The sequence below is a fragment of the Mesorhizobium bavaricum genome, assembly GCF_056781655.1.
On record NZ_CM165566.1, the window covers coordinates 5700537 to 5723745 of the forward strand.

The window sequence follows — 23209 nt, forward strand, 5'->3', positions numbered from 1 at the left end:
CCGGGCAAGCGACTTGTGTGTCACTGCTGACAGCCGGCCCTTGCGCAATGCGCTTGCGCGACACACCTTAAGGTCGAGGCAAGGAGACCCCCGCATGGATCAGATCGCCAACCCGGCACCCGGCTTTCAACGCAATCGGGACAAGGTCATTGCCATCGAGCCTTACATCGGCACAGTCACTGTGCGCGCCGGCGACATAGTTGTCGCCTCCTCCACGAAAGCCAGGGTGCTGACCGAGGCCCCCTATCCCGCGGTCTTCTACATTCCGTTCGCCGATATCGATTTCGCCAAGCTCTCCAGCACGGAACACTCGAGCCATTGTCCCTACAAGGGCGATGCCAGCTATTGGAGCGTGCTGCCTGCCGGCGAGGCCGGCCAGAACGCAATGTGGGCTTACGAGCGGCCTTTCGACGAGATGGCTGAAATCCGCAACCACGGCGCGTTCTACGCCAGCAAGGTCAGCATCGAAGCCAAGCCGGGCTGAGCTTCAAAAGTAACAAGAGCGCCTACAGGCCTGGTTTTCGGTCAATCCGTGGCGCCGTGATTGCCAATTTAGGTGAGCACCGGAAGCGCACGTATCAGCCGTCTGCAAGGCCGGCTGATATCAACGCACTCTCAGTCCGTGGTGCCGTTGTTGCCAATGCCGTCGGCATCGTCGAGCCGTACGAAGGTCAGCCCTTTTTCCTTGAGCGCCAGAAGCCCCTGCACCACGCCTTCACCGGCCGCATGGGTCGGCTGGTTGATGTGCGAGATGATGACGTCGCCGTCCTTTGCCGCTGCAATGCGCCGTGCGGTTTCCTTGGCGCCGAGCAAAGAGCCACCGTCGCCGTTTATCGAGAAGCCGGCGATCTTGAAGCCGAGCTTGCGGATCATGGCGATGGCCGACGGGCTGTATTCGGCGGTCGCGCCACGAAACCATTTCGGCGCCGGCTCACCGGTCGTGGCAAGAGCCGCGGCACCCGACTCGACCTCGGCCAGAACGGCGTCAGGGCTGCCGGCGCTGCGGATGCCGTAGATCTTCTGCGGCGTGTCGACCGCCGGGATATGATGGCCGCCATGATTTTCCAGCTCGAACAGGTCGGGATGCGCCCGCATGATCTCGATGGCGGCGGCGTTTCGCTTCAGCCAGATGCCGGTCACGAAAATAGTGGCCGGGATCTTGTTTTCGACCAGTGCCGAAAGGATCCGGTTGTCGGTCTGTCCACCGCAGGCATCGAGCGTGAGCGCAACGCGGCCGGCTCCGCCTGCCTCCGGCCTGATGTGCAGCGTGGGCTCCACCAGCGGCGCGGCATGGCCGCTGGACATGACGGCCAGCGACATGGCGATCATGCAGAGATTTTTTTGCAGCAGGTGCATCAAACCGAATTCCTGACGGTCGTTTCAAGCGGGTATCCCAAGACCCGCATGAAGGCGGAAATCGGGATGGTCAATAGCAGAAAAGCGCCCGGCGCGACAATTTGACCGTCCGTGCGGAGAACGGCCCATTCCGCGACCGCGATAGCGGTTGTTGTCCGCGCTACGCGTGAACTCAGATGGCGCGCTCCAGCTTCACGCCGGTGCGCGAAAGGAGTTCGCGCACCGCATCGACAACAGGTTGGACTTCCAGTCGCCAGACGCAGTAGGCCTTGCCGAAATCCGGCTGGCCGCATCGGTCGCTGGCCACGCAGTTGCAAGGCATCGGCGGCCGAAGCGCTATACTCGGCACGCCAACGGGACCCCACTGCGACGGCGGCGTCAAGCCGAAGAGCCCGACAACCGGGATTCCGGCTGCTGCAGCCATGTGCATCGGGCCGCTCTCATTGCCGAGAAACAGCCGGGCCTGCTCCAGCACCGCCAGCAACGCTTCAAGCGACAGCGTTCCAACGAGATTGACGACAGGTGACGCCGTCTCGGCGACGATCCGTTCGGCAATCTTTCGCTCGTCCGGGCCGCCAACCAGGACGACATCCAGGCCGGTTTCGACCGCAATCTCGCTTATCGCCGCGGCAAACCGCTCAGGTGGCCAACGTCGCCCCTCGAAGCTTGCACCCGCATGCACAGCGATGAAGGCGGTTGGGTGAAGATGATGCCTGTCCAGCAACGCCAACGCTTTCGCCGTCTCGAACGGCAGCGGTTGAATGCTTGGAACCGTCACGTGGAGACCGAGGCCAAGCGCCTGGAGTGGCGAAAGATAGCGGTACAGAAAATGCTGGCCACCAAAACCAAAGGGCTCGGCAAAGACATTGGCAGGCTGCCGCTCCAACAGACGCAAGGGTCTCTCGGTCGGATTGTAGCCGACGCGGGTCCTTGCGTTGACGAGCCCGGTGATGATGCGCGACGTCTTTGAATCGGTCAGGTCGATCGTCAGGTCGAAGCGGAAGCGGCGCAACGCCCGCACCATGGCGTAGAGCTCTTTCCCACGCTCCAGGGGGGTGCCGCGCATGTGGGCGCGCCTGAATGTGACCACCTCGGAAGCGATGCCGTGGGCGATCACGAAGCTCGCGAAGCGGGCCTCGCACAGAAATACGAGCCTGGCGCCGGGGAATTCCAGCCGCAGGTTTTCGGAGAGCGCCGAGGCCAAGACGAGATCTCCAATGAACTTCGTTTGGATGATCAAGATCGAGTGAAACGGCGTGGGTGACGTCTGCAATATCTGTTTCCGGGCAATTGGCGGGATGCCCGCAAAATACCCGGAAACATTGTCGAGATATTGTCGAGACTAGGCGATGCCGTCAGCACGTTCGTGTGACTTGCCTTACAAAACGGTAAGCTCGACCTGACTGGATCCTATCCGCGGCCTGCCTCCAACTGTTTTTGACACAATTCCCTGAGGGAAATCGCGACGCGCTTTTCCCGGGAAAACCGTTTCACACTTTTCCCGGATTCGATCTAGCAACCAGCACCGCCGCCTGCGCGGCCGCCAACCTCGCGATTGGCACGCGATAGGGCGAGCAGGACACGTAGTCGAGGCCAACCTCTTCGCAAAAGCGGATCGAGGCCGGGTCGCCGCCATGTTCGCCACAGATGCCGAGCTTGATGTTGGGCCGCGTCGCCCTGCCCTTTTCGGCAGCCATGCGCACCAGTTCGCCAACGCCGTCGATGTCGAGCGAGACGAATGGATCCTGGTCGATAATGCCCTTCTGGCGGTAGGTCTCCAGGAACGAGGCCGCATCGTCGCGCGAAATGCCGAATGTGGTCTGGGTCAGGTCGTTGGTGCCGAAGGAGAAGAACTCGGCCGTAGCCGCGATGACATGGGCGCGGATCGCGGCGCGCGGCAGTTCGATCATCGTGCCGGTGAGGTAGTCGATCTTGACGCCGGTTTCCTCCATGACGCTCTTGGCGACGGCATCGATGCGCGCCTTGACGTAGTCGAGTTCCTTCACCAGGCCGACCAGCGGCACCATGATCTCCGGAACCACAAGCGCGCCCGCCTTCTTGCCGGCCTCGACGGCCGCCTCGAAAATGGCGCGCGCCTGCATCTCGGCGATCTCGGGATAGGAGACAGCCAGGCGGCAGCCGCGATGACCGAGCATCGGGTTGAACTCGTGCAGCGCCTCGGTGCGCTGCCGGAGCTTGTCCGGCGACACCTTCATGGCCGCGGCGACCTCGGCGACTTCCGCCTCGGTCTTGGGCAGGAATTCGTGCAGCGGCGGATCGAGCAGGCGGATCGTCACCGGCAGGCCGGCCATGATCTCGAACAGTTCAAGGAAATCCGAGCGCTGCATCGGCAGCAGCTTGGCGAGCGCCGTGCGCCGGTCCTTTTCGGTGTCGGCCAGGATCATCTCGCGCATGGCGACGATGCGGTCGCCATCGAAGAACATGTGCTCGGTGCGGCAAAGCCCGATGCCTTCGGCGCCGAAGGAGCGCGCCATGCGCGCGTCGAGCGGCGTTTCGGCATTGGTGCGCACCTTCATGCGGCGCACGGCGTCCGCCCACTCCATAATGGCGGCAAAATCGCCGGACAGTTCCGGCTGCAGCATCGACACGGCACCCTTCAGCACCTGGCCATTGCTGCCGTCGATGGTGACGATGTCTCCCTTGCGGAAGGTCGAGCCCATCGCCATCAGCGTGCCGGCCTTGTAGTCGACACGCAGCGAGCCGGCGCCCGACACGCAAGGCTTGCCCATGCCGCGCGCGACGACCGCGGCGTGACTGGTCATGCCGCCGCGCGTGGTCAAGATGCCCTCCGCCGCATGCATGCCGTGAATGTCTTCGGGACTGGTTTCGATGCGCACTAGGATCGCCTTGCGGCCTTGCGTCTTCAACTCCTCGGCGTCAGTGGAGGAAAACACGATCTCGCCGGTGGCGGCACCGGGAGAAGCGGGCAGCCCGATGCCGATGACGTCACGCGCGGCCTTCGGATCGATGGTCGGATGCAGCAGCTGGTCGAGCGAGGCCGGATCGATGCGAGCGACCGCCTCCTCCTTGGTAATCAGCTTGTCGCGAGCCATTTCGACCGCGATCTTCAACGCCGCCTTGGCGGTGCGCTTTCCGGATCTGGTCTGCAGCATCCACAATTTGCCGCGCTCGATGGTGAATTCGAGATCCTGCATGTCGCGGTAGTGCTTCTCCAGACGGTCGGAGATGGTGACGAAGGACTGGAAGGCGTCCGGCATCAGCTTCTGCAAGGACGGCTTGTCCGATCCGGCGGCAATGCGCGCTGCCTCGGTGATGTTTTGCGGCGTGCGGATGCCGGCAACGACGTCCTCGCCCTGCGCGTTCACCAGGAACTCGCCATAGAGCATCTTTTCGCCGGTCGACGGATTGCGGGTGAAGGCAACGCCTGTGGCCGAGGTTTCGCCCATATTGCCGAACACCATGGCCTGGACATTGACCGCCGTGCCCCAGCTTTCGGGAATGTCGTGCAGGCGCCGATAGGTGATGGCGCGGTTGTTCATCCAGCTCGAAAACACGGCGCCGATGGCGCCCCAGAGCTGCTCATGCGGATCCTGCGGAAACGGCCTGCCGAGTTCTTCCTCGACCTTGGCCTTGTAGAGCGCGATGACGCCTTGCCATTCGAGCGCCGTCAGTTCGGTGTCGAGCTCATGACCGAGCCCGCCCTTCTGGTCTTCGAGGATTTCCTCGAACACCTCATGGTCGAGGCCCATCACGACATCGGAATACATCTGGATGAAGCGGCGGTAGCTGTCATAGGCAAAGCGCGCATCGCCGGAATCGGCGGCCAGCGCCTCGACCGTCTCGTCGTTCAGCCCGAGGTTGAGCACGGTATCCATCATGCCGGGCATCGAGGCGCGAGCCCCCGAACGCACCGACACCAGCAGCAGTTTCGACGGATCGCCGAACCGGCGGCCGGTCAGCCGGCCGATTTGGTCGAGCGCGACCGCGACATCCGCTTCCAAGCCTTCTGGATAGGTGCGGCCATTGGCATAGTAGGCGTTGCAGACCTCGGTGGTGATGGTGAAGCCCGGCGGCACCGGCAGGCCCAGGCTGCACATCTCGGCCAGGTTGGCGCCCTTGCCGCCCAGCAGATTCTTGTCGCCGGCACGGCCTTCCGCCGCACCATCGCCAAAGGTGAAAACCCACTTGGTCATGCTTTGCTCTCCGGTTGCAGGAGATTGGAAAGATTGGCGAAACGGAAAGTTCCGCCGCGTCCGACTGTGGAGCGATATGATGCTGCAGTGCGAAAGGCAAGGCGTTGGCAAGCCATCCGGCCGCTACAATCGATTAAGCAAAAGCCATGTCGGCGGATGCGTCAAAAAGACTTGCCTTCGCAGGGTTTTTGATTTAGAACATAACAAGAACAAATAGGTGCCGCATGAAACTGCCCGGAAAACTCGACTATCTGGAAATGCCGGCGACCGGCGGAACGCTGGACCGGCTGAAGGCTTTCTACAGCGCCGCCTTCGCCTGGTCGTTTACCGACTACGGGCCGACCTACTCGGCGTTTGCCGAAGGGCTGGACGGAGGCTTCCAGGCCGACGCCGAGGAAGCACCGGCCAAGCCTCTGCCGGTGCTCTACAGCAGCGATCTGGAAGCAACCCTCAGCGCCGTTGAAAGCGCGGGCGGCACGATCGTCAAGCCGATCTTTTCATTCCCCGGCGGCCGCCGCTTCCACTTTGTCGATCCGGCCGGAAACGAGATGGCGGTGTGGGCTGAATAGCCGATGCATGTCATCTGGCAGCACTGAGTTGCCTGCCCAATTTGGGCGTTCTCGCCATCGCTCATAAGGATTGTGCTTTTTGGCTGCTCTGCTAAGAACGCGCCGCACAAGCGACTCTGACGGCAATTGGGGCGTCGCCAAGTGGTAAGGCATCGGTTTTTGGTACCGACATTCCCAGGTTCGAATCCTGGCGCCCCAGCCATCATGTTTCTTAAGCAAAACCAATGACTTGCGTTGAATTCGATTTCCAAACGCCTGGCATTCAAGGTCACCTGTTTCTCTTCGCGAGTTGATGGCCGACCTGAGAAGCCCAAGCCTTAGCTTGTCAAAGAGCCCGCCTTCCCCCTTCCCTCTGGAACGCGGGCTTTTTCGCGCCTGCTTCCGCCCGAGGCCCACGATTAACTGCAGCTCGTTTGCCATGTCGTTTGATATACCGCTGCCTGAGGGGTCTCGTGAAAAGATGACCGGCAACAGAATGGGTGTCGGCGCTTATGCGCCTTCGCCCCGACACAGGGCTGCTTGACTGTTCCTCAACCGAGGCATTTTCTGTTAGAATATCACCTTACCGAACTTGAGACATGTCGTGGCCAGGACCAACAAGCGCCCGTTCGACGTGAACGTCTTCCTCAATACCGTGGACGGCGGAAGGACCGTAGCGACGTATCGCAAGAATGAGACTGTCTATTCGCAGGGCGACCCGGCGGATTCCGTCTTCTACATCCAAAAGGGCAAGATCAAAGTCTGCATCGTATCGGAGCAGGGCAAGGAAGCGATCGTCGCTCTGCACGAGAGCGGGGACTTCTTCGGCGAAGGCTGCTTGTCTGGTCAGCCGCTGCGGTTGGCGACAGTTTTTGCGATAATGGACAGCGTCGTTATGCGACTGGACAAAGCATCCATCGCGCGCGTGCTCCGGGAGGAGCCGAAGTTCTCAGCGATGTTCATTTCATATTTGCTGGCGAGGAACGCCCGCGTTGAAGAGGACTTGGTGGACCAGCTTTTCAATTCGAGTGAGAAGCGTCTGGCGAGGTTGCTCCTTCTGATGGCGAACTTTGGCAAGGAAGGGAGCCCTCAGCTTGTCATACCGAAGATAAGCCAGGAGACGCTCGCGGAGATGGTCGGCACCACAAGGTCGCGCGTGAGCACGTTCATGAACAAGTTCCGCAAGCTCGGGTTCATCCACTACAATGGAGATTTGGAGGTTCACAACTCTCTCCTGAATGTGGTGCTGCACGACAATCCTCGCCTCAGGGGCAAGGAGCGTTGAGGACCTGTTCTGTATGGAACAGCCAAGTCACTTGCACCTGTGTTAGATTTTGCGGTGGTCCCGCCCTCCGGACCGGACCTACAACCCAAGACCATCTCGGTGTGGCAACCGCATGACTACCGGCGCAACCCACCCCCCGGTCGTGTGCGTCAGAAAGATGGCTCGGCGTTGTCGGTGACGTTGGCGCGTCCGTCTCACGCCCCCCGCAAGCGGGCGCGCCGGCCCCCCGTTTCGCTACGGCCAATCGTCGTGGACAGGCCAATCGCAGAAAGCGCCTTTCCGATCAGTGATCTTCGGCTTTGATCGTAGCGTTGGCCGCAATCACCTGTTTCATGGTCATGCACAGAGGGCTTGTGCATCGTCCGCCACTCAGCACTGCCTTTCGGCGACCATGGCGCGTGGCGGCCGTGTGATGGTTCAGGCGAACTTTGACGATCTTTTCAAGCTCCGAAAGCATGCACATGGTCTGAACAGTATAGCCTTGAACATCTCCCCCTTTTCCATACAAGGTCGTCGCAGATTCGACCAGGACGGGTGGCGGCCGAAAATGGAACTTCAATGAACCTTCCCATCTTCGCCATCAACCTCGATCGTGAGACCGACCGCTGGAGCGGATTGCTCGCCAGCGCCGAAGCGGCCGGCCTGACCCTGCACCGCATTGCCGCCATCGACGGCCGCGCCCTTGCCAAAGCGGATTGGACGGAGATCGATCTTCCAACCGCACGCAGGCTGAGCGGGCGCGATATTCTGCCCGGCGAATATGCCTGTTACCGCAGCCATATCCAGGCGCTGGAAACGTTCCTGACCAATGGCAGCGCCCATGGCCTGATTGTCGAGGACGACGTCCTCTTCGGCGAAAACACCATGCAGCGCATCGAGGCCATCATCGCCGCGGTGCCGGATTTCGACGTCATCAAGCTGACCAACCATCGCATGAGCTTCTTCATGCGCGCCGTCGGGACGACGCAAGGCGACGAGATCGGCCGCGCGCTGCATGGCCCGCAGGGCTCGGCCGCCGCCTACCTGGTGACGCGGGAGGGCGCGCAGGGGCTGTTGTCGGCGCTCGCCGTGATGAAAATGCCGTGGGACGTCGCACTCGAACGATTTTGGGACACTGGCCTGAAAGTCTATTCGGTTCGCCAGAACGTGCTTGGCTTCGCCGCCAGCAGCAAGGTTTCCGGCATAGCCGGCCCCTCGGGCAGCTACAAATTCGCGCGGTTGCCCTGGCCGGGCCGGTGGGTCGCCGGGGTGTCGCGGGCCAGGGACGAGCTGTGCCGCCTGCATCACGTCCTGCTGCGGCCGCCGTTACCGCTGGAAACACCGGACTACGCCAGGGATGACGCGCCGCGCAACACCCTGCTTCTGGTGCTCGCGTCATTCGCCATTCTCGCTCTGGTCTCCTCGGCCTGGCGCGAGGCCGACACCTACCGCTATGCGGGCCTGGCGCTGGCCTTGGTCGCCGCCATCCGCTGGTTCAGGGTGGATTTGTGGACCTACAGCAAACCGCTGATCGGGTGGGTCGGCGGTCTGTGCGTGGGCTGGTCGCTCTATGTCTTCATCCGACTGGCGGTCGTCTATTTCGGCACCCATCAGCTGGGTGGCGCCGAGGGCATCTACCTGTTTCCGCTGTTTTATGCGACGACCGGCTTCGCCCTCCTGCTGTTTGCCAGGCGGCCGGCGCGGCTCGTGCTCTGGTTCATGATCCTCAGTCTTGTCTTCCTGGCGGCGGACACCGGCTATTCGGCCATACTTCATGGCATCAGACCGGAGCCGTGGCTTTTCAACAATCCCATTCACGCGTCGGTGGCGGCGGGTTTCGTCTTCCTTTGCACGCTGCAGTTCATGGCCTACACGGCCCAAAGAACAGACCTGGGCAAGACAACCAGGAGCCTGCACTGGGCGCTGTCGGCAGCCGTCCTCCTGTTTGCCCTCGTCAACATCATCGCGCTGCGGTCAAAGGGCGTCTGGCTCGCGCTCGCACTCGCCCTGCTCCTGGTGGCGGTCATGACCCTGGCGAGAGGCCATCGCCGCGAGCTGATGGTCGGGGGCGGCGTGCTGGCGATCGTGGCAGCCGGCTTCGTCGCCGCCCACAACATCTTCTGGTCCACCGCGGGCGACACCATGATCTTCGTCAAGAGCCTGGTTGCGGATGTTTTGAGCCGCGGCGTCCTCCCGGCCTTCGACCGCGCCATCGCGAGCAACACGGTTCCGCTTGCGGCCAAGGAACGGCTGATGCTGTGGGCCGATGCGATCGAGGTCTGGAAACGCCACCCGATCTTCGGAGCCAGCTCCAGCTGGCTCACGGAATGGCAGAACAGGACTTATCATCCCATGATCTTCAACGTCTTCCACAACGGGTATCTGGAGATAGCCGTGCGCTATGGTGTGGTCGGGCTGGCGTTCTTCGCCTTTCTCTACACCTGGTCGTCCAGGCAGGTCCTGCTGGCCGTGCGGGCCAGGCTTATCGCTCCGGCCGCATGGCCCTGCTACATCTCGACGCTGGTCTTCTTCGCCCTCACCATCCTCAGCAATTCGAACAACCGGCTGGCGATGGGCGAGGCCTTCATGTGGTTCGCTGCCGCATTCGGCTTCTATTGTTTCTATCTTCGCCAGCAGAACAACCTCGTCCAGCCGAGAACCTATTTTTAGGCCGGCCACAGGTGCGCAAAACGTGCGGGGGCTGGCTGCGGCAGGCAGAAAAGCAAAGACTTAAAGCGCCCTCGACTGAACCCGTTCATGACAGGAGTTGTCGAATCCGGAATTTGCGGCGGCCCTCAGGCCGGCGGCTCAGCTCGCCTCGCGCATTGCCTCGGCGGCCTGCAGGTCGACCGAGACGAGCTGGCTGACACCCTGCTCGGCCATGGTTACGCCGAACAACCGGTTCATGCGTGCCATGGTGATCGGGTTGTGGGTGATGATGACGAAGCGCGTCTCGGTGGTGGCGGCCATCTCGTCCATGAGATTGCAGAAGCGCTCGACATTGTGATCGTCGAGCGGCGCGTCGACTTCGTCGAGCACGCAGATCGGCGCCGGGTTGGTCAGGAACACGGCGAAGATCAGCGACATCGCCGTCAGCGCCTGCTCGCCGCCGGACAGCAACGTCATGGTCTGCGGCTTCTTGCCGGGCGGGCGGGCCAGGATTTCGAGCCCGGCCTCGAGTGGATCATCGGACTCGATTAGCTGCAACTCCGCCGTACCGCCGCCGAACAGATGCGAGAACAGCCGCTGGAAATGGCCGTTGACCACGTCGAAGGCGACAAGCAGGCGCTCGCGGCCTTCGCGGTTCAGGCTCTGGATCGCCTGCCTGAGCTTGCGGATCGCTTCGATGATGTCCTCGCGCTCGGAGACGAGCGTCTCCAGCCGGTCGGAAAGCTCCTTCTGCTCTTCCTCGGCGCGCAGATTGACGGCGCCAAGCCGCTCGCGCTCGATCTTCAGCCGGTCAAGCTGACGCTCGATCTCGGCCATTTCCGGCATCGGGCTGTCGGCCTCCAGACCAGTATGTCGGATAACCAGATGCGGCGGCGTGTTCAGTGTTTCCTGGATGCGCGCCTCGATCTCCAGCCGGCGTTCGTCGGCCGCCGTCAGCCGCTCTTCGGCACGGACGCGGGTTTCGCGTGCCTCGGCCAGCGACTGGATGGCGCCGGTGGCCGCCTTGTCCATTTCGGATTGCCGGTTTTCGGCCTCCTGCAAGCGGTCGGCGGCCGCCTTGCGCAAGGTCTCGGCCTCGGTGAGTTGCGACAGCAAGGCGCGCCGCTTGGCGTCGATTTCGTCGGGCGCATCCGCCAGTCGCTCGCGCTCGGCCTCCGCCTCGGCCTTGCGTTCGCCAAGCGATGCGATCTGCGTCGAGGCGTTTTCGGCCCGCTCCAGCCAGTTGCTGCGCTCCGTGCCGATGGCATCGAGCCGGCGCGTGCGCGCCTCGGCTTCGCGCCGCAGACCCTCGTGCACGGCACGCGCATCGGCAAGCGTGGCGCGGTCGCGAGCGACATTGGCCGAGGATTGTTCGAGCTGCAGTTGCAGGTCGCCGAGATCAGGCGCGTCCTGCAGCAGCATTTCGGCCTCGGCGAAGGCCGCCGAGGTCTCCTCATGGCTGTCGACGATGCGGGCGCGCGCCTCATCGAGGGCCGCGCGCCGGCTCGACAGTTCGCCGCCGGCCTTTTCGGCCTCGGCCAGCGCATTGCGGGCGGCGTCCAGCCGATGCTGGGCGTCACGTCCGGCCTGGCGCGCATTGCGCTCGGTCTCGCTCGCCAGGCGAAGTGCCTGTTCGGCCTGGGCAAGCGCCTCCTCGGCCTGGCGCAGGACGAGTGTCGCCTGCACCGCTTCGGCATCGAGCTCGGCCAGCCGGTTCTTCTGCGCCAGCCGTTGCGCGGCGGCGGTCGGCGCGTCGGCACTGGCGGTGAAGCCATCCCAGCGCCAGAGCGCGCCCTCGCGGCTGACCAGCCGCTGGCCAGGGGCAAGAAGTGCCTGCAGCCGGCGGCCATCGCCGGTCTCGACGATACCGATCTGCGCCAGGCGGCGGGCGAGCTGTGCCGGCGCATGGACGACACTGGCGAGGCTCCTGATGCCTTCAGGCAGCGCGGCGTCGCCGGGCTGGATCCCGCTTTCGCCCCAATGCACCGGCGCGCTGCGGTCGAGCGGCACGTCGAGGTCTTCGCCAAGCGCCGCACCCAGCGCTGTCTCGAAGCCGCGATCGACGCTGATCTGCTCCAGCACTGCCGGGAAGAGATCGCCGCTGGCGGCGTTGAGGATCTTGGCCAGCGTGCGCGCTTCGGTCTCGATGCGCGCCAGCTCGGCCCTGGCGTCCTGTAACGGCGGCCGGGCCGCACTTTCAGTGGCGCGGGCATCGATGACCGACTGCTCGGCCTCCGCCACGGCTGCCTCGGCCTCATCCAGCAGCGCCATGGCCTGTTCGACCAGCAAGCGCTTCTCGGCAGGATCCGGCAGGCCCGCCACCTTGGAGAGGATCTCCGACAGTTCCCGGTCGACATCGGCGAGCTGACGGCCGAAACGGTCGCGGCGCTCGGCAGTGTCGCGCAGCGTCCGCTCGATCTGGTTGCGCGAGGCGGCAGCCTCGGCTCGTTCGGCGGTCAGTGCGGCGAGCTTGGCTTCGCTTGCCGCAAGCGTCGAAGCGGCCTGCTCGAAAGCCGCGCGGGTGCTGGCCTCGCGCTCGGCGGCACCGGCATTTTCAGAATTGAGCGCGGCTTCTTCGGTGCGAAGGCGTTCGAGGATATCCGCATTGTCACGGACCATCCGCTCCTCGCGCGCGATATCGCCGTCGAGTTGCTGCAGCCGGCGCTCAATCTCGCTCTGACGGGCGCGGATGCGGCCGGCTTCCTCCTCGATCTGCGACTTGGCGATCGACAGGCGCTGGAAGGCAGCGGCAGCGGCGGCTTCCGCGTCACGCAGGTCCGGTAAGCGGTGGGCGCCGATGCCTTGCTCCCTGGCGGCGGCCATCTGGGCGGCGGCGCGGTCGCCGACCAGCGCCGTGGCAACGGCCAGCGCCGAACGCGCCTCGCCCTCCTGTGTCTTGGCCAGAGTCCAGCGCAGATGCAGCAGCGTCGCTTCGGCCTTGCGGATATCGGCCGAAAGGTTCTTGAAGCGTGACGCCTGGCGCGCCTGGCGCTTGAGGCTTTCAATCTGGCTTTCCAGTTCGCCGACGACATCGTCCAGGCGTTCAAGGTTCTGCTCGGCCGCCTTCAGCCGCAGCTCGGCCTCGTGACGACGGGTGTGCAGACCGGAAATGCCCGCTGCCTCTTCCAGCAGGGCGCGGCGCGCTTGCGGCTTGGCCTGGATCAGTTCGCCGATACGGCCCTGCCCGACCATCGACGGCGAGCGCGCGCCGGTCGACTGGTCGGCGAAGAGAAGCTGCACATCCTTGGCGCGCGCCTCCTTGCCGTTGATGCGGTAGAGCGAGCCCGCTTCGCGCTCGATGCGGCGCGACACCTGCAGTTCGTCGGCATCGTTGAAGGCTGCGGGCGCCGAGCGGTCGCTATTGTCGAGGAAGAGCGTGACTTCGGCGGTGTTGCGCGCCGGACGCGTGCCCGAGCCGGAAAAGATGACGTCGTCCATGCCGGACGCGCGCATGTTCTTGTACGAGCTTTCGCCCATCACCCAGCGCAGCGCCTCGACCAGGTTCGACTTGCCACAGCCATTCGGCCCGACAATTCCCGTCAGGCCGCGTTCGATGACGAACTCGCCGGGCTCGACGAAGGATTTGAAACCGAGGAGGCGGAGGCGCGAAAACTTCATTCGCGCCGCCCACTAGAGCTGCGGCACGACAAAGGGGCGCGCACGCCGAAGCGCCGCCGCTTCGGCGCTGCCTGGACGTCAGAGCAGAGGGTCGATGATGGCCGACATTTCCTCAATCGACATCGCCCCTTTGTAGGTCTTACCGTTGATGAAGAAGGTCGGTGTCGAGTCGACCTTGAATTCATTGGCGCCGCGCTTCTGGACCGATCTCACATCGTCCAGAAGTTTCTGGTCCGTCAAGCAGGCTTCGAATGACTCCTGTGTAAAACCGGCGAGCTTCGAGATTTGCAGCAGCGCATCCTTGGTATTGGGCACTCCAACCCAGTTCGCCTGCTGCCTGAACAGAACATCCACCATCGGGAAATAGTTATCCTTGGCGCAGCGCGCCAGCATGAAACCGGCCTCGGCGCTCGGATCGAACGGGAATTCGCGCAGGATGTAGCGGGCCTTGCCGGTGTCGATGTATTTGGTCTTCAGGTCCGGAAAGGTGGTCTCGGCGAAATGCGCGCAATGCGGGCAGGTCATCGAGGCGTATTCGACGATGGTGACCTTGGCGTCGTCCTTGCCAAGCTGCTTGTCGGCCAGCGCGCCCGGCTTCAGCAGTTCCGCCATATCCACGGTGCCCTGGGCTTCCGGCGCGGTAGCGGCGGCCGGCGTGGCCGGCTTCGCAGGCGCGGCCGGGGCCGCGGGCTTCACATCCGCCGCCTTGGCTTCCTCGCTGGAGTCGCTGCAGGCGGCGAGCAGGGCGACCGCCGGAATGGCGGCCAGCGAAGACAGGACGTTTCTGCGAGACAGACTTTGGCCAAACGGGGGACGGTTCATACGAATCACCTGACAAGGGTTGGATTTTGCAATGCAAAGGCACGAAAAGGCGAGAGTTGGCGCGAATTAAGGCATCTCCGTCCCCAATCCAATCGCGAAACCTGACTGGGACGATCACGAATGCGAGATATTGAAGACAAATCCGAGATATTGACGACAAATCTATGACTTCTTTTCCCCCAGAATGGTGGCGCCGAGCCTTTCCAGCGAGGCGCGCAGCCCATCATCGTCGACCAGGCCGACGGTCGAGGACAATTTCGTCTTCTCGGCCGCGGTCAGCGGCCTGAAGGTCGGCTTGTGCTTCCCCTTGTCCACTGTCACCGGCTTCTGCAGGATCCTGATCCGGCTGATCGCGGTGAAGCCGAGAAAGGCGTTGACCCGGTTGATGATCTCGCTGGTCTCGTGCTGCAGGTGCAGCGCCGCCATGCCTTCGCAGGCGATGACCAGCACCGCCGGCTCGAACGGATCATCTTCATGCATGCGGCGCGGCCATTGGATTTTTTCGGGACGCGAACGGCTGGCCAGCCGTGGCCCGGCAATCTCTTCCCACGACTGGACGAGGCCAATCGAAATGCCGGCCCGCTTGCGCAGCACCGGGTCGAGAATCTTGGTCGCCAGATCGCTGACCGGGACGGGATTGCCGTAGGGCGTTCTCCCTGCCATGTACGTTCTCCAGCTACGACCTTCATATCGGCCAAGGCCAATTCCCGATCAATGGCACCAGCAGACCAGACCCGCAAGACCGCATCCAGAGATAGTGACCGAGCCACATCCGGGGATAGTGGCGGAGCCACATCCGGAGATAGCAGCGTAGCTGCATCCGGAGTGAGTGACGACATCGCGTCGCGCTTGCTCGGCTGGTACGATGTGCACCATCGCGAGTTGCCGTGGCGTATCACGCCGCGCGAGCATGCGCGCGGGGCGAGGCCCGATCCCTACCGTATCTGGCTGTCCGAAGTCATGCTGCAGCAAACCACGGTCGAAGCGGTGAAGGCCTATTTTCGCGTCTTCATCGAGAAATGGCCTGATGTCGAGGCGCTGGCCGCGGCGCCGACCGAAGACGTGATGAAGGCCTGGGCCGGGCTCGGCTACTACTCCCGCGCGCGCAATCTCAAGGCCTGCGCCGACCTGGTGGCCCGGCGTGGCGGCCGCTTTCCCGACACCGAGACGGCCTTGCGGGAACTGCCCGGCATCGGCGCCTATACGTCGGCCGCCATCACGGCGATCGCCTTCGACCGCCCCGCCGCCGTTGTCGACGGCAATGTCGAACGCGTCGTCTCCCGGCTGTTTTCGATCACAACGCCGCTGAGCGAGGCCAAGGCCGAGATACGCGCCCATGTCGAGCGCATGGTGCCATGGACAAGGCCGGGCGACTTCGCCCAGGCGATGATGGATCTCGGCGCCACGATCTGCACGCCGCGCCGGCCGCGCTGCATGCTGTGCCCGCTTCGCGAAGACTGCAGCGCCGTCGTTTCAGGCGATCCCGAGCACTTCCCGGTCCGGCTGCCAAAAGCCGACAAGCCGCTGCGGCGCGGCGCCGCCTTCGTCGCCGTGCGGGGCGACGGTGCCATTCTTCTGCGCAAACGCGCGGAAAAAGGCCTGCTCGGCGGCATGACCGAGGTGCCGACGACGGGCTGGACCGCGCGGATCGATGGCGACACCACGCAAGCAGCCGCACCCTTTGCCGGCAACTGGAAGCTCGCGGGGCGGATCGTGCATGTCTTCACCCATTTCGCGCTCGAGCTCGACGTGTTCCTTGCCCACACGAAGGGCGAGACGCCGGCCGGTCATTTCTGGTCGCTGTCATCGGACATTTCAGGCGAGGCGCTGCCCACTGTCATGAAAAAGGCAATAGAGGCTGCGATACCCGGCGCGACGAAAAAGCCGTCGCCACACACTGCAAAGAGGCCTGCATGACTGAAATCCGCCACATCGTTTTCGACATCGGCAAGGTGCTGATCCACTACGATCCGAATATCCCGTTCAGCCGCCTCATTCCGGATGCCGAAGAGAGAAAGTGGTTTTTCGACAATGTCTGCACACACGACTGGAACATCGAGCAGGACCGTGGCCGGACATGGCAAGAGGCCGAGGCGCTGCTGATCGCGGAGCATCCCGACCACGCGGAAAACATCCGCAATTTCCGCCGCTATTGGCACGACATGGTGCCGCATGCCTATGAGGACAGCGTCGCCATCATGCTCGGCCTGATCGAGAGCGGCCACGACGTTACCATGCTGACCAATTTCGCCAGCGACACGCTGGCCGAGGCGCGCAAGCGCTTTGATTTTCTCGAACGGCCGCGCGGCGTCACCATCTCCGGCGAAGTCGGCATGATCAAGCCGGATCGGGGTATCTACGATCATCACGTCGCCGCGTTCGGCCTCGAGCCGTCGGCCACGCTGTTCATCGACGACAGCCAGAAGAATGTCGACGGCGCCAAGGCGGCCGGCTGGCAATCGGTGCTGTTCACCGATGCGCAGAAGCTTCAAGCAGACCTTGAACGGCTCGGCATAAAGGCGTGATTTGAATCGCTTCCAGCGATCCGATGAGATTTTGAATCAACGAGAATGAGCGGCAGTTGGCAGGGGTTCAGGCCCCTGCCCGCTCCATGCCGAGCCGCGCAATGCGGCGAAGCTCGTCGATCGGGGTCAGGCCGCCGCTGCGCTCATAGTGCCAGAAGGTCCAGCCGTTGCAGGCGTCCAGGCCCTGCACTTCGGCGCCGATCTTGTGGATCGAGCCGGCGCTGTCGCCGATCGCCACCGTGCCATCGGCGCGCACCTTGGCCGCCCAACGCTTCTTGGCATCGTAAAGCGTCGCGCCGGGCATCACCAGCCCGGTGTCGATGAGGCTGACGAAGGCGACGCGCGGCTCGGCACGCTTGCCGGTCAGCACGGTCAGGTCGGCGCTTTCTAGCGGCCGCACCGCATCGATGCGCTCATTGGCGGCGTCGATATAGGCCTGCTCGCGCTCGATGCCGACGAAATGGCGGCCGAGGCGCTTGGCCACCGCGCCAGTGGTGCCGGAGCCGAAGAACGGATCAAGCACAATATCGCCCGGTTTGGTCGAGGCCATCATGATGCGGGCGAGCAGCGCCTCCGGCTTCTGCGTCGGGTGCAGCTTGTCGCCATTGTCGTTCTTCAACCGCTCGCCGCCGGTGCAGATCGGAAACAGCCAGTCGGAACGCATCTGGATGTCGTCGTTCGACGCCTTCATCGCCTCGTAGTTGAAGGTATAGCCCTTGCCCTTCTGGTCGCGCGAGGCCCAGATCATCGTCTCATGTGCATTCTGGAAACGGCGGCCACGGAAATTCGGCATCGGATTGGTTTTGCGCCAGACGACATCGTTGAGGATCCAGAAGCCGAGATCCTGCATCTTGGCGCCGACCCGGAAGATGTTGTGATAGGAGCCAATCACCCAGATGGTGCCATTGGGCTTCAGAACCCGGCGCGCCGCCAGCAGCCAGGCGCGGGTGAAGGCATCGTAGGCCTCAAAGCTCTCGAACTGGTCCCAATCGTCGTCGACGGCGTCGACCTTCGACTGGTCGGGCCGGTGCAGGTCGCCGTCGAGCTGCAGATTGTAGGGCGGATCGGCGAAAATGACGTCGATCGACTTTTCCGGCAGCCGATCGAGCGCGGCGACGCAGTCGCCCTTGAGGATCGTGTCCAGCCATTCGGATTGCTGGGGAGCGTGGGATAGCTCGTCGAGAAGACGCACGGCTGACATTCTGACACCCAAGGCACGCGTTACAGTTTTACTCTCTGTTATGGTTACCGATCAGCGTAAATATTCGGTGAAGGTCAAACCTGCGGACTGGCGAATTTGCGAAGGTCGCCCTGTTGGTGTATGCCGCGCCGCCTGAGCCTTCCGAGGCCCCTTCATCCTCCCATTGTCCGGATCACCATGCCCCAGCCAGACCTTGTCATCTTCGATTGCGACGGCGTGCTCGTCGATTCAGAAATCATCGCCGCGCGGGTCGAGGCTGAATTGATAACCTTGGCCGGATACGAAATCTCGGCGGAGGAGATTGCCGAGACCTATGCCGGACTGACCTTCAAGGACATGCGGGTCGAGGAAAAGTCGAAGATTCCCTTCCAGGCCTCGCTGATCGACCGCGCCGAAGACCTGGTCGACCGCAAGTTGCGCAGCGACGTGCGCGCCATCGACGGCGTGCGCGATGCGGTCGCGGCGGTCACGGTGCCGCACTGCATCTGCTCGAATTCGCGCTCCGAGCGGATCGAATTCATGCTGGAGAAGGTGCACCTGCTGCCGTTTTTCGCCGGCCGGATCTTTTCGGCCCTGGAGATACCAAGCAAGAAGACCAAGCCGGCGCCCGACGTGTTCCTGTTTGCGGCGGAAAAACTCAACGCCAATCCGGCAAACACTTTCGTTATCGAGGATTCCGTGCACGGCGTCCACGGCGCCCGGACGGCCGGCATGCGCGTGATCGGCTTCACCGGTGCCAGCCACAGCTATCCTGGCCATGCCGACGCGCTGACCGAGGCCGGCGCCGAGACGGTCATCCGTCGCTGGGCGGAGTTGAAAAGCGTGATCGCGGCGCTGTCGGAGTGGTCGGCGGACGCCTGAGAGGCGTACGCAGCGACGCACGCCTCGTACAACTGCCGAGACTTAGTTCGTCGCGGCGGTTCTCTTCCTCTTCTTCGGCTTGTCCGCCGTCGTCTTCGGCGCGTTTTCATCATAGCCTGCATAGGCCTGATAGTCCTGCGCCGTCGGCTCAGGCACGACAACGTTGGAATCGGTGAAGACGAATTGCGTCGCGACCGACGAATCGGTGACCTGGACTTGATACGGGTGGATCTGCGAATAGAGAACATCCGTGCCATGCATCACGGCGACACGGATCGGCATGGTGATGGTGCCGGGAGAAAACTTCGGTCCCGGCACGATCTTGCCGGCGACCGCGATCTTCATCGTCAACTGGCCATTGGCGCGGACGCAGTCGCGGGTCACGTCGCTGATCGATGCCTGGTAGATGATCTTGTCCGAATTGTCAGGCGGTGTCGCAGCCGGGTCGGTTGCAGCCTGGTCCTCTGCTGCGTCGGCCTTTCTTCTCGACTTGGGCTTCTGGACGTCCTTGGAATAGGTGTTGAAGAAGGCCGTACCGTCTCGCACCATCACTCTCGGACAATAGGCCTGCAACTGGCTGGCCAGGACCTTTGGATCCTGTGGTGGCGGTGGCGCCGTCGGATCCTTCTTGCCGAAACCGAAGTTCAGGACGCCATTGTCGCTCGATTGGCAGCCGGCGGCGGCAAGCATAAAGCCGGTGAGCGCAAGTCCCGCCAAAAAGCGACCGCTGAATGTATGAAACGCCATGAACTGCACTTCCCTCTCGCAAAGCTGGTGACGTATATCAACCGCGCGGCAAAAATGCGACTGAGCCAGCGCAGAAATTAACCACCTTGTGGTGAACGGAAATGTCAAGCAGTAACGGATTTGTGACATGCAATATGTGAGTACCCGCGGCGAAGCGCCCGTGCTTGGATTTTCCGATGCCGTGCTGGCTGGCCTGGCGCGCGATGGCGGGCTCTATGTGCCGCGTGAGTGGCCGCGGTTTTCCGCAGCCGAGATCCGCGCCATGCGCGGCCTCGCCTATCCCGACCTTGCGATCCGCGTGCTGTCGCCGTTCCTTGGCGACGAAATTCCGGCGCCCGTCTTCGAACGTCTGGTTCGCGAAGCCTATGCCACCTTCCGCCACGAAGCCGTCTGCCCGCTGGTGCAGACCGGCCCCAACACCTTCGTCCTGGAACTTTTCCACGGGCCGACGCTCGCCTTCAAGGACGTGGCGATGCAGCTTCTGGCCCGGCTGATGGACCATGTGCTTACCGAACGCGATCAGCACGCCACCATCGTCGGCGCCACCTCGGGCGATACCGGTGGGGCCGCCATCGATGCCTTTGCCGGGCGCAGCCGCACCGACATCTTCATCCTTTTCCCGCATGGCCGCGTCTCGCCGGTACAGCAGCGGCAGATGACGACGTCGACCGCGCAAAACGTCCATGCGCTGGCGATCGAAGGTAATTTCGACGATTGCCAGGGTCTGCTCAAGGACATGTTCAACGATCACGGCTTTCGCGACCGGGTTGCGCTTTCAGGCGTCAATTCGATCAACTGGGCCCGCATCATGGCCCAGATCGTCTATTATTTTTCTTCGGCGCTGTCGCTCGGCGCGCCGGACAGGCCGGTCTCCTTCACGGTGCCGACCGGCAATTTCGGCGATATCTTCGCCGGCTACGCCGCCAAGAAGATGGGCTTGCCGATCGAGCGGCTGGTCATCGCCACCAACGACAACGACATCCTGGCGCGGACTTTCGCGACCGGCGAATACCGCACCAAAGGCGTCTTTGCGACCACGTCGCCGTCGATGGATATCCAGGTGTCGTCCAATTTCGAACGTTTGCTGTTCGAGGCCTCCGGCCGTGAGGCGGCGACCGTGCGGCGCTACATGGACGGCCTGAAGCAGTCCGGCGCTTTCACCATCGAAGCCCGGGAAATCGCCAGCATGCGGTCGGAATTCGATGCCGGCCGCGCAACGATGGACGAGGTCGCCGCCACCATCCGCTCGACGCTGACCGCCAGCAACTATCTCCTCGATCCGCACACCGCGGCAGCCGTGCATGTCGCGGCGGGCAAGGCGACAGGCGCCGTGCCGATGGTGGTGCTGGGCACCGCCCATCCGGCAAAGTTTCCGTCCGCCGTCGAAGCCGCCAGTGGCGTGTCGCCGGCACTGCCCGCATGGCTAGGTGGGTTGATGACATCAGAGGAAAAATACACGGTACTTCCATCCGACCTGAAAATGGTGGAAGATTACGTCGGCCGCCGCGCGCGGGCGGCGCGTTAGGGAGTAGTAGCCATATGGGTGTTGAGGTAAGCCGTCTGTCGAACGGCCTGACAGTCGCCACCGAAACCCTTCAAAGCATCGAATCGGTTGCCCTTGGTGCCTGGGTCAAGTCAGGTGCCCGCAATGAACGCGACGACGAGCATGGCATGGCCCATCTGCTCGAGCACATGGCGTTCAAGGGTACGAAAAGGCGAAGCGCCTTCGAAATCGCCTCGGAGATCGAGGACGTCGGAGGTGAGATCAATGCCGCCACCAGCGTCGAGACCACCTCCTACTATGCCAGGGTGCTCTCCGACGACGTGCCGCTGGCCGTCGACATTCTTGCCGACATCCTGCAGGAGTCCGAGTTCGACCCGCAGGAGCTCGAACGCGAGCAGCATGTGATCCTGCAGGAGATCGGCGCCGCGCACGACACGCCCGACGACATCGTCTTCGACCGTTTCACCGAGACGGCCTTTCGCCACCAGACCATCGGCCGCTCGATCCTGGGCACGCCGGAAACCGTCAAATCCTTCACCTCGAAGCAGTTGCACGATTTCATCGAACGGCAATACGGCGCCGAGCGCATGGTGATCGTCGCTGCCGGCGACATCAAGCACGACAATTTCGTGCGCGAGGTCGAAAAACAACTCGGCGGCTTCCGCAGCAAGGCCGACAGCACCATCCCGCAATATGCGCAATATGTCGGCGGCGACTTCCGCGAGGACCGCGACCTGATGGACGCGCAGATCGTGCTGGGCTTCGAGGGACGCGCCTATCATGTGCGCGACTTCTATGCCTCGCAGGTGCTGTCGATGATCCTTGGCGGCGGCATGTCGTCGCGTCTGTTCCAGGAAGTCCGTGAAAAGCGCGGCCTGTGCTACTCGGTCTATGCTTTCCATTGGGGCTTTTCCGACACCGGCGTCTTCGGCGTCCATGCCGCGACCGGCCAGAGCGACATCGCCGAACTGGTACCGGTCATCATCGACGAACTGCAGAAGGCCGGCGAGAACATCCTGCAGGAAGAACTCGACCGGGCCCGCGCCCAGTATCGCGCCGGGCTGATCATGTCCGCCGAAAGCCCGGCCAGCCGCGCCTCGCAGATCGCACGGCAGCTGCTTCTGTTCGGCCGGCCGATCGCCAAGGAGGAATTGATGGAGCGGCTGTCGGCGCTGACGATCGAGCGGCTGACCGACCTGTCGTCACGGCTGTTCTCGACCAAGCCGACGCTGACCGCTGTCGGGCCTGTGGGTACGCTGGCGCCATACGAGGCGATCCTCGAGTCGCTTGCGGGCACGCAGACCACGGCCCGCAAGCTCGCCGTCTAAGCCCCCAAAGCGTCGTGTTCGCGCTCCCTTTCTTTCGCCGCGATCTACCGGCGCTGAAGGGCGACCGCGTAACGCTGCGCGTGCCCTTCACGAATGACTATCGCGAATGGGCGACGGTGCGCGGCGAAAGCCGTGCCTTCCTCGAACCATGGGAGCCACGCTGGACTCCCGATGAACTGGACCGCACCGCGTGGCGGCTGCGCATCAGCCGCTATCGCGAGGACTATGCCCAGGGAACGGCGATCGCCTTCTTCATCTTCGAGAAAAGCAGCGGCAGACTGGCGGGTGGCATCACGCTCGGCAACATACGCCACGGGGTCTCGCAAAGCGGCCATGTCGGCTACTGGATCGGCGAGCGCTTCGGCGGCCGTGGACTGATGACCGACGCGGTCAAGGTGGTGGCGCGCTTCGCCTTCGATACGCTGAGGTTGCACCGGATCGAGGCGGCCTGTATTCCCGACAACGCCCGGTCGATCCGCGTGCTTGAAAAAGCCGGATTCCGGCGCGAAGGACTTCTGCGATCCTATCTCAGGATCAACGGCATCTGGCAGGACCACTACCTCTACGCCCGGATCGCGGACGATCCGCCGGGCGCGGGAACGAAGGACTGA

At 63.2% G+C, this 23209-nt stretch carries 19 protein-coding genes and 1 tRNA gene; 11 read left to right on the forward strand and 9 right to left on the reverse strand.

What is annotated here, in order from left to right; translation table 11 throughout:
* Nucleotides 1-94: 94 nt before the first annotated feature.
* Nucleotides 95-484, forward strand: a complete 390-nt coding sequence (locus AC1RZR_RS27900; RefSeq protein WP_481826634.1) for a DUF427 domain-containing protein — start codon at nt 95-97, stop codon at nt 482-484.
* Nucleotides 485-615: 131 nt separating this feature from the next.
* Here AC1RZR_RS27900 and AC1RZR_RS27905 read toward each other — a convergent pair whose 3' ends face one another.
* The 3 genes from AC1RZR_RS27905 to ppdK all read right to left on the reverse strand — a co-directional run bounded on the left by AC1RZR_RS27905 (nt 616) and on the right by ppdK (nt 5531).
* Nucleotides 616-1356: a polysaccharide deacetylase family protein gene (locus tag AC1RZR_RS27905; RefSeq protein WP_481826635.1), complete on the reverse strand. Its 741-nt coding sequence runs from the start codon at nt 1354-1356 to the stop codon at nt 616-618.
* A gap of 172 nt (nt 1357-1528) precedes the next feature.
* Nucleotides 1529-2632, reverse strand: a complete 1104-nt coding sequence (locus AC1RZR_RS27910) for a glycosyltransferase family 9 protein (RefSeq protein WP_481829129.1) — start codon at nt 2630-2632, stop codon at nt 1529-1531.
* A 214-nt stretch (nt 2633-2846) separates the two neighbouring features.
* Nucleotides 2847-5531: a pyruvate, phosphate dikinase gene (gene ppdK / locus AC1RZR_RS27915; protein WP_477274065.1), complete on the reverse strand. Its 2685-nt coding sequence runs from the start codon at nt 5529-5531 to the stop codon at nt 2847-2849.
* 224 nt (nt 5532-5755) lie between these two features.
* Here ppdK and AC1RZR_RS27920 point away from each other — a divergent pair, with 224 nt between their 5' ends.
* The 3 genes from AC1RZR_RS27920 to AC1RZR_RS27930 all read left to right on the forward strand — a co-directional run bounded on the left by AC1RZR_RS27920 (nt 5756) and on the right by AC1RZR_RS27930 (nt 7364).
* Nucleotides 5756-6100, forward strand: a complete 345-nt coding sequence (locus AC1RZR_RS27920; protein WP_477274063.1) for a VOC family protein — start codon at nt 5756-5758, stop codon at nt 6098-6100.
* A gap of 127 nt (nt 6101-6227) precedes the next feature.
* A tRNA-Gln gene (locus AC1RZR_RS27925) sits at nt 6228-6302 on the forward strand.
* 381 nt (nt 6303-6683) lie between these two features.
* Nucleotides 6684-7364: a Crp/Fnr family transcriptional regulator gene (locus AC1RZR_RS27930; protein ID WP_477274061.1), complete on the forward strand. Its 681-nt coding sequence runs from the start codon at nt 6684-6686 to the stop codon at nt 7362-7364.
* Between the two features lie 283 nt (nt 7365-7647).
* Here the strand turns inward: AC1RZR_RS27930 and AC1RZR_RS27935 are convergent, their stop codons facing one another.
* The gene (locus AC1RZR_RS27935) at nt 7648-7923 is read right to left on the reverse strand and encodes a hypothetical protein (protein ID WP_477274059.1); all 276 of its coding nucleotides are present in this window, start codon (nt 7921-7923) and stop codon (nt 7648-7650) included.
* Here AC1RZR_RS27935 and AC1RZR_RS27940 point away from each other — a divergent pair.
* Nucleotides 7923-10013 carry an O-antigen ligase family protein gene (locus AC1RZR_RS27940; RefSeq protein WP_481826636.1) on the forward strand — a complete coding sequence of 697 codons (2091 nt, stop codon included), beginning with the start codon at nt 7923-7925 and terminating at the stop codon, nt 10011-10013. The genes AC1RZR_RS27935 and AC1RZR_RS27940 overlap by 1 nt on opposite strands.
* A gap of 138 nt (nt 10014-10151) precedes the next feature.
* On the opposite strand, the gene smc is transcribed toward AC1RZR_RS27940, so the two are convergent.
* From smc to AC1RZR_RS27955, 3 genes are all read right to left on the reverse strand, one after another.
* Nucleotides 10152-13610 (reverse strand): chromosome segregation protein SMC, encoded by a 3459-nt coding sequence (smc, locus tag AC1RZR_RS27945; RefSeq protein ID WP_481826637.1) that lies wholly within the window; start codon nt 13608-13610, stop codon nt 10152-10154.
* Between the two features lie 78 nt (nt 13611-13688).
* Entirely contained in the window at nt 13689-14432 is a 744-nt protein-coding gene (locus AC1RZR_RS27950; RefSeq protein ID WP_477274053.1) for a DsbA family protein, read from the reverse strand.
* A 162-nt stretch (nt 14433-14594) separates the two neighbouring features.
* Nucleotides 14595-15095: a DUF721 domain-containing protein gene (locus AC1RZR_RS27955; RefSeq protein WP_481826638.1), complete on the reverse strand. Its 501-nt coding sequence runs from the start codon at nt 15093-15095 to the stop codon at nt 14595-14597.
* A 51-nt stretch (nt 15096-15146) separates the two neighbouring features.
* Between AC1RZR_RS27955 and mutY the strand changes: the two genes are divergently transcribed.
* Both mutY and AC1RZR_RS27965 read left to right on the forward strand, forming a co-directional pair.
* The gene (gene mutY, locus AC1RZR_RS27960; protein ID WP_481826639.1) at nt 15147-16349 is read left to right on the forward strand and encodes an A/G-specific adenine glycosylase; all 1203 of its coding nucleotides are present in this window, start codon (nt 15147-15149) and stop codon (nt 16347-16349) included.
* On the forward strand, nt 16346-16957 hold the full coding sequence (locus AC1RZR_RS27965; protein ID WP_481826640.1) for an HAD family hydrolase: 612 nt from the start codon (nt 16346-16348) through the stop codon (nt 16955-16957). The genes mutY and AC1RZR_RS27965 overlap by 4 nt, the downstream gene beginning before the upstream one ends.
* A gap of 67 nt (nt 16958-17024) precedes the next feature.
* Here AC1RZR_RS27965 and AC1RZR_RS27970 read toward each other — a convergent pair whose 3' ends face one another.
* On the reverse strand, nt 17025-18158 hold the full coding sequence (locus AC1RZR_RS27970; protein ID WP_379105792.1) for a site-specific DNA-methyltransferase: 1134 nt from the start codon (nt 18156-18158) through the stop codon (nt 17025-17027).
* Nucleotides 18159-18335: 177 nt separating this feature from the next.
* Between AC1RZR_RS27970 and AC1RZR_RS27975 the strand changes: the two genes are divergently transcribed.
* Complete coding sequence (locus tag AC1RZR_RS27975; protein ID WP_481826641.1) at nt 18336-19019, forward strand: HAD family hydrolase; 684 nt, start codon at nt 18336-18338, stop codon at nt 19017-19019.
* Between the two features lie 42 nt (nt 19020-19061).
* Here the strand turns inward: AC1RZR_RS27975 and AC1RZR_RS27980 are convergent, their stop codons facing one another.
* Nucleotides 19062-19766, reverse strand: a complete 705-nt coding sequence (locus tag AC1RZR_RS27980) for a hypothetical protein (RefSeq protein ID WP_481826642.1) — start codon at nt 19764-19766, stop codon at nt 19062-19064.
* Nucleotides 19767-19893: 127 nt separating this feature from the next.
* Here AC1RZR_RS27980 and thrC point away from each other — a divergent pair, with 127 nt between their 5' ends.
* From thrC to AC1RZR_RS27995, 3 genes are read left to right on the forward strand one after another with little or no spacing between them, the layout of a single operon-like run.
* Nucleotides 19894-21291: a threonine synthase gene (thrC, locus tag AC1RZR_RS27985; RefSeq protein WP_481826643.1), complete on the forward strand. Its 1398-nt coding sequence runs from the start codon at nt 19894-19896 to the stop codon at nt 21289-21291.
* Nucleotides 21292-21305: 14 nt separating this feature from the next.
* Nucleotides 21306-22598, forward strand: coding sequence for a M16 family metallopeptidase (locus tag AC1RZR_RS27990; protein ID WP_477274038.1), 1293 nt, complete (start codon nt 21306-21308; stop codon nt 22596-22598).
* 14 nt (nt 22599-22612) lie between these two features.
* Complete coding sequence (locus AC1RZR_RS27995; RefSeq protein ID WP_477274036.1) at nt 22613-23209, forward strand: GNAT family N-acetyltransferase; 597 nt, start codon at nt 22613-22615, stop codon at nt 23207-23209.

What these genes read in the sequence shown, in the direction of transcription:
- AC1RZR_RS27900 (WP_481826634.1), top strand. Translation starts at nt 95, where the DNA reads ATGGATCAGATCGCCAACCCGGCACCCGGCTTTCAACGCAATCGGGAC.
- AC1RZR_RS27905 (WP_481826635.1), bottom strand. Translation starts at nt 1,356, where the DNA reads ATGCACCTGCTGCAAAAAAATCTCTGCATGATCGCCATGTCGCTGGCC.
- ppdK (WP_477274065.1), bottom strand. Translation starts at nt 5,531, where the DNA reads ATGACCAAGTGGGTTTTCACCTTTGGCGATGGTGCGGCGGAAGGCCGT.
- AC1RZR_RS27920 (WP_477274063.1), top strand. Translation starts at nt 5,756, where the DNA reads ATGAAACTGCCCGGAAAACTCGACTATCTGGAAATGCCGGCGACCGGC.
- AC1RZR_RS27940 (WP_481826636.1), top strand. Translation starts at nt 7,923, where the DNA reads ATGAACCTTCCCATCTTCGCCATCAACCTCGATCGTGAGACCGACCGC.
- smc (WP_481826637.1), bottom strand. Translation starts at nt 13,610, where the DNA reads ATGAAGTTTTCGCGCCTCCGCCTCCTCGGTTTCAAATCCTTCGTCGAG.
- AC1RZR_RS27950 (WP_477274053.1), bottom strand. Translation starts at nt 14,432, where the DNA reads ATGAACCGTCCCCCGTTTGGCCAAAGTCTGTCTCGCAGAAACGTCCTG.
- AC1RZR_RS27955 (WP_481826638.1), bottom strand. Translation starts at nt 15,095, where the DNA reads ATGGCAGGGAGAACGCCCTACGGCAATCCCGTCCCGGTCAGCGATCTG.
- mutY (WP_481826639.1), top strand. Translation starts at nt 15,147, where the DNA reads ATGGCACCAGCAGACCAGACCCGCAAGACCGCATCCAGAGATAGTGAC.
- AC1RZR_RS27965 (WP_481826640.1), top strand. Translation starts at nt 16,346, where the DNA reads ATGACTGAAATCCGCCACATCGTTTTCGACATCGGCAAGGTGCTGATC.
- AC1RZR_RS27970 (WP_379105792.1), bottom strand. Translation starts at nt 18,158, where the DNA reads ATGTCAGCCGTGCGTCTTCTCGACGAGCTATCCCACGCTCCCCAGCAA.
- AC1RZR_RS27975 (WP_481826641.1), top strand. Translation starts at nt 18,336, where the DNA reads ATGCCCCAGCCAGACCTTGTCATCTTCGATTGCGACGGCGTGCTCGTC.
- AC1RZR_RS27980 (WP_481826642.1), bottom strand. Translation starts at nt 19,766, where the DNA reads ATGGCGTTTCATACATTCAGCGGTCGCTTTTTGGCGGGACTTGCGCTC.
- thrC (WP_481826643.1), top strand. Translation starts at nt 19,894, where the DNA reads ATGCAATATGTGAGTACCCGCGGCGAAGCGCCCGTGCTTGGATTTTCC.
- AC1RZR_RS27990 (WP_477274038.1), top strand. Translation starts at nt 21,306, where the DNA reads ATGGGTGTTGAGGTAAGCCGTCTGTCGAACGGCCTGACAGTCGCCACC.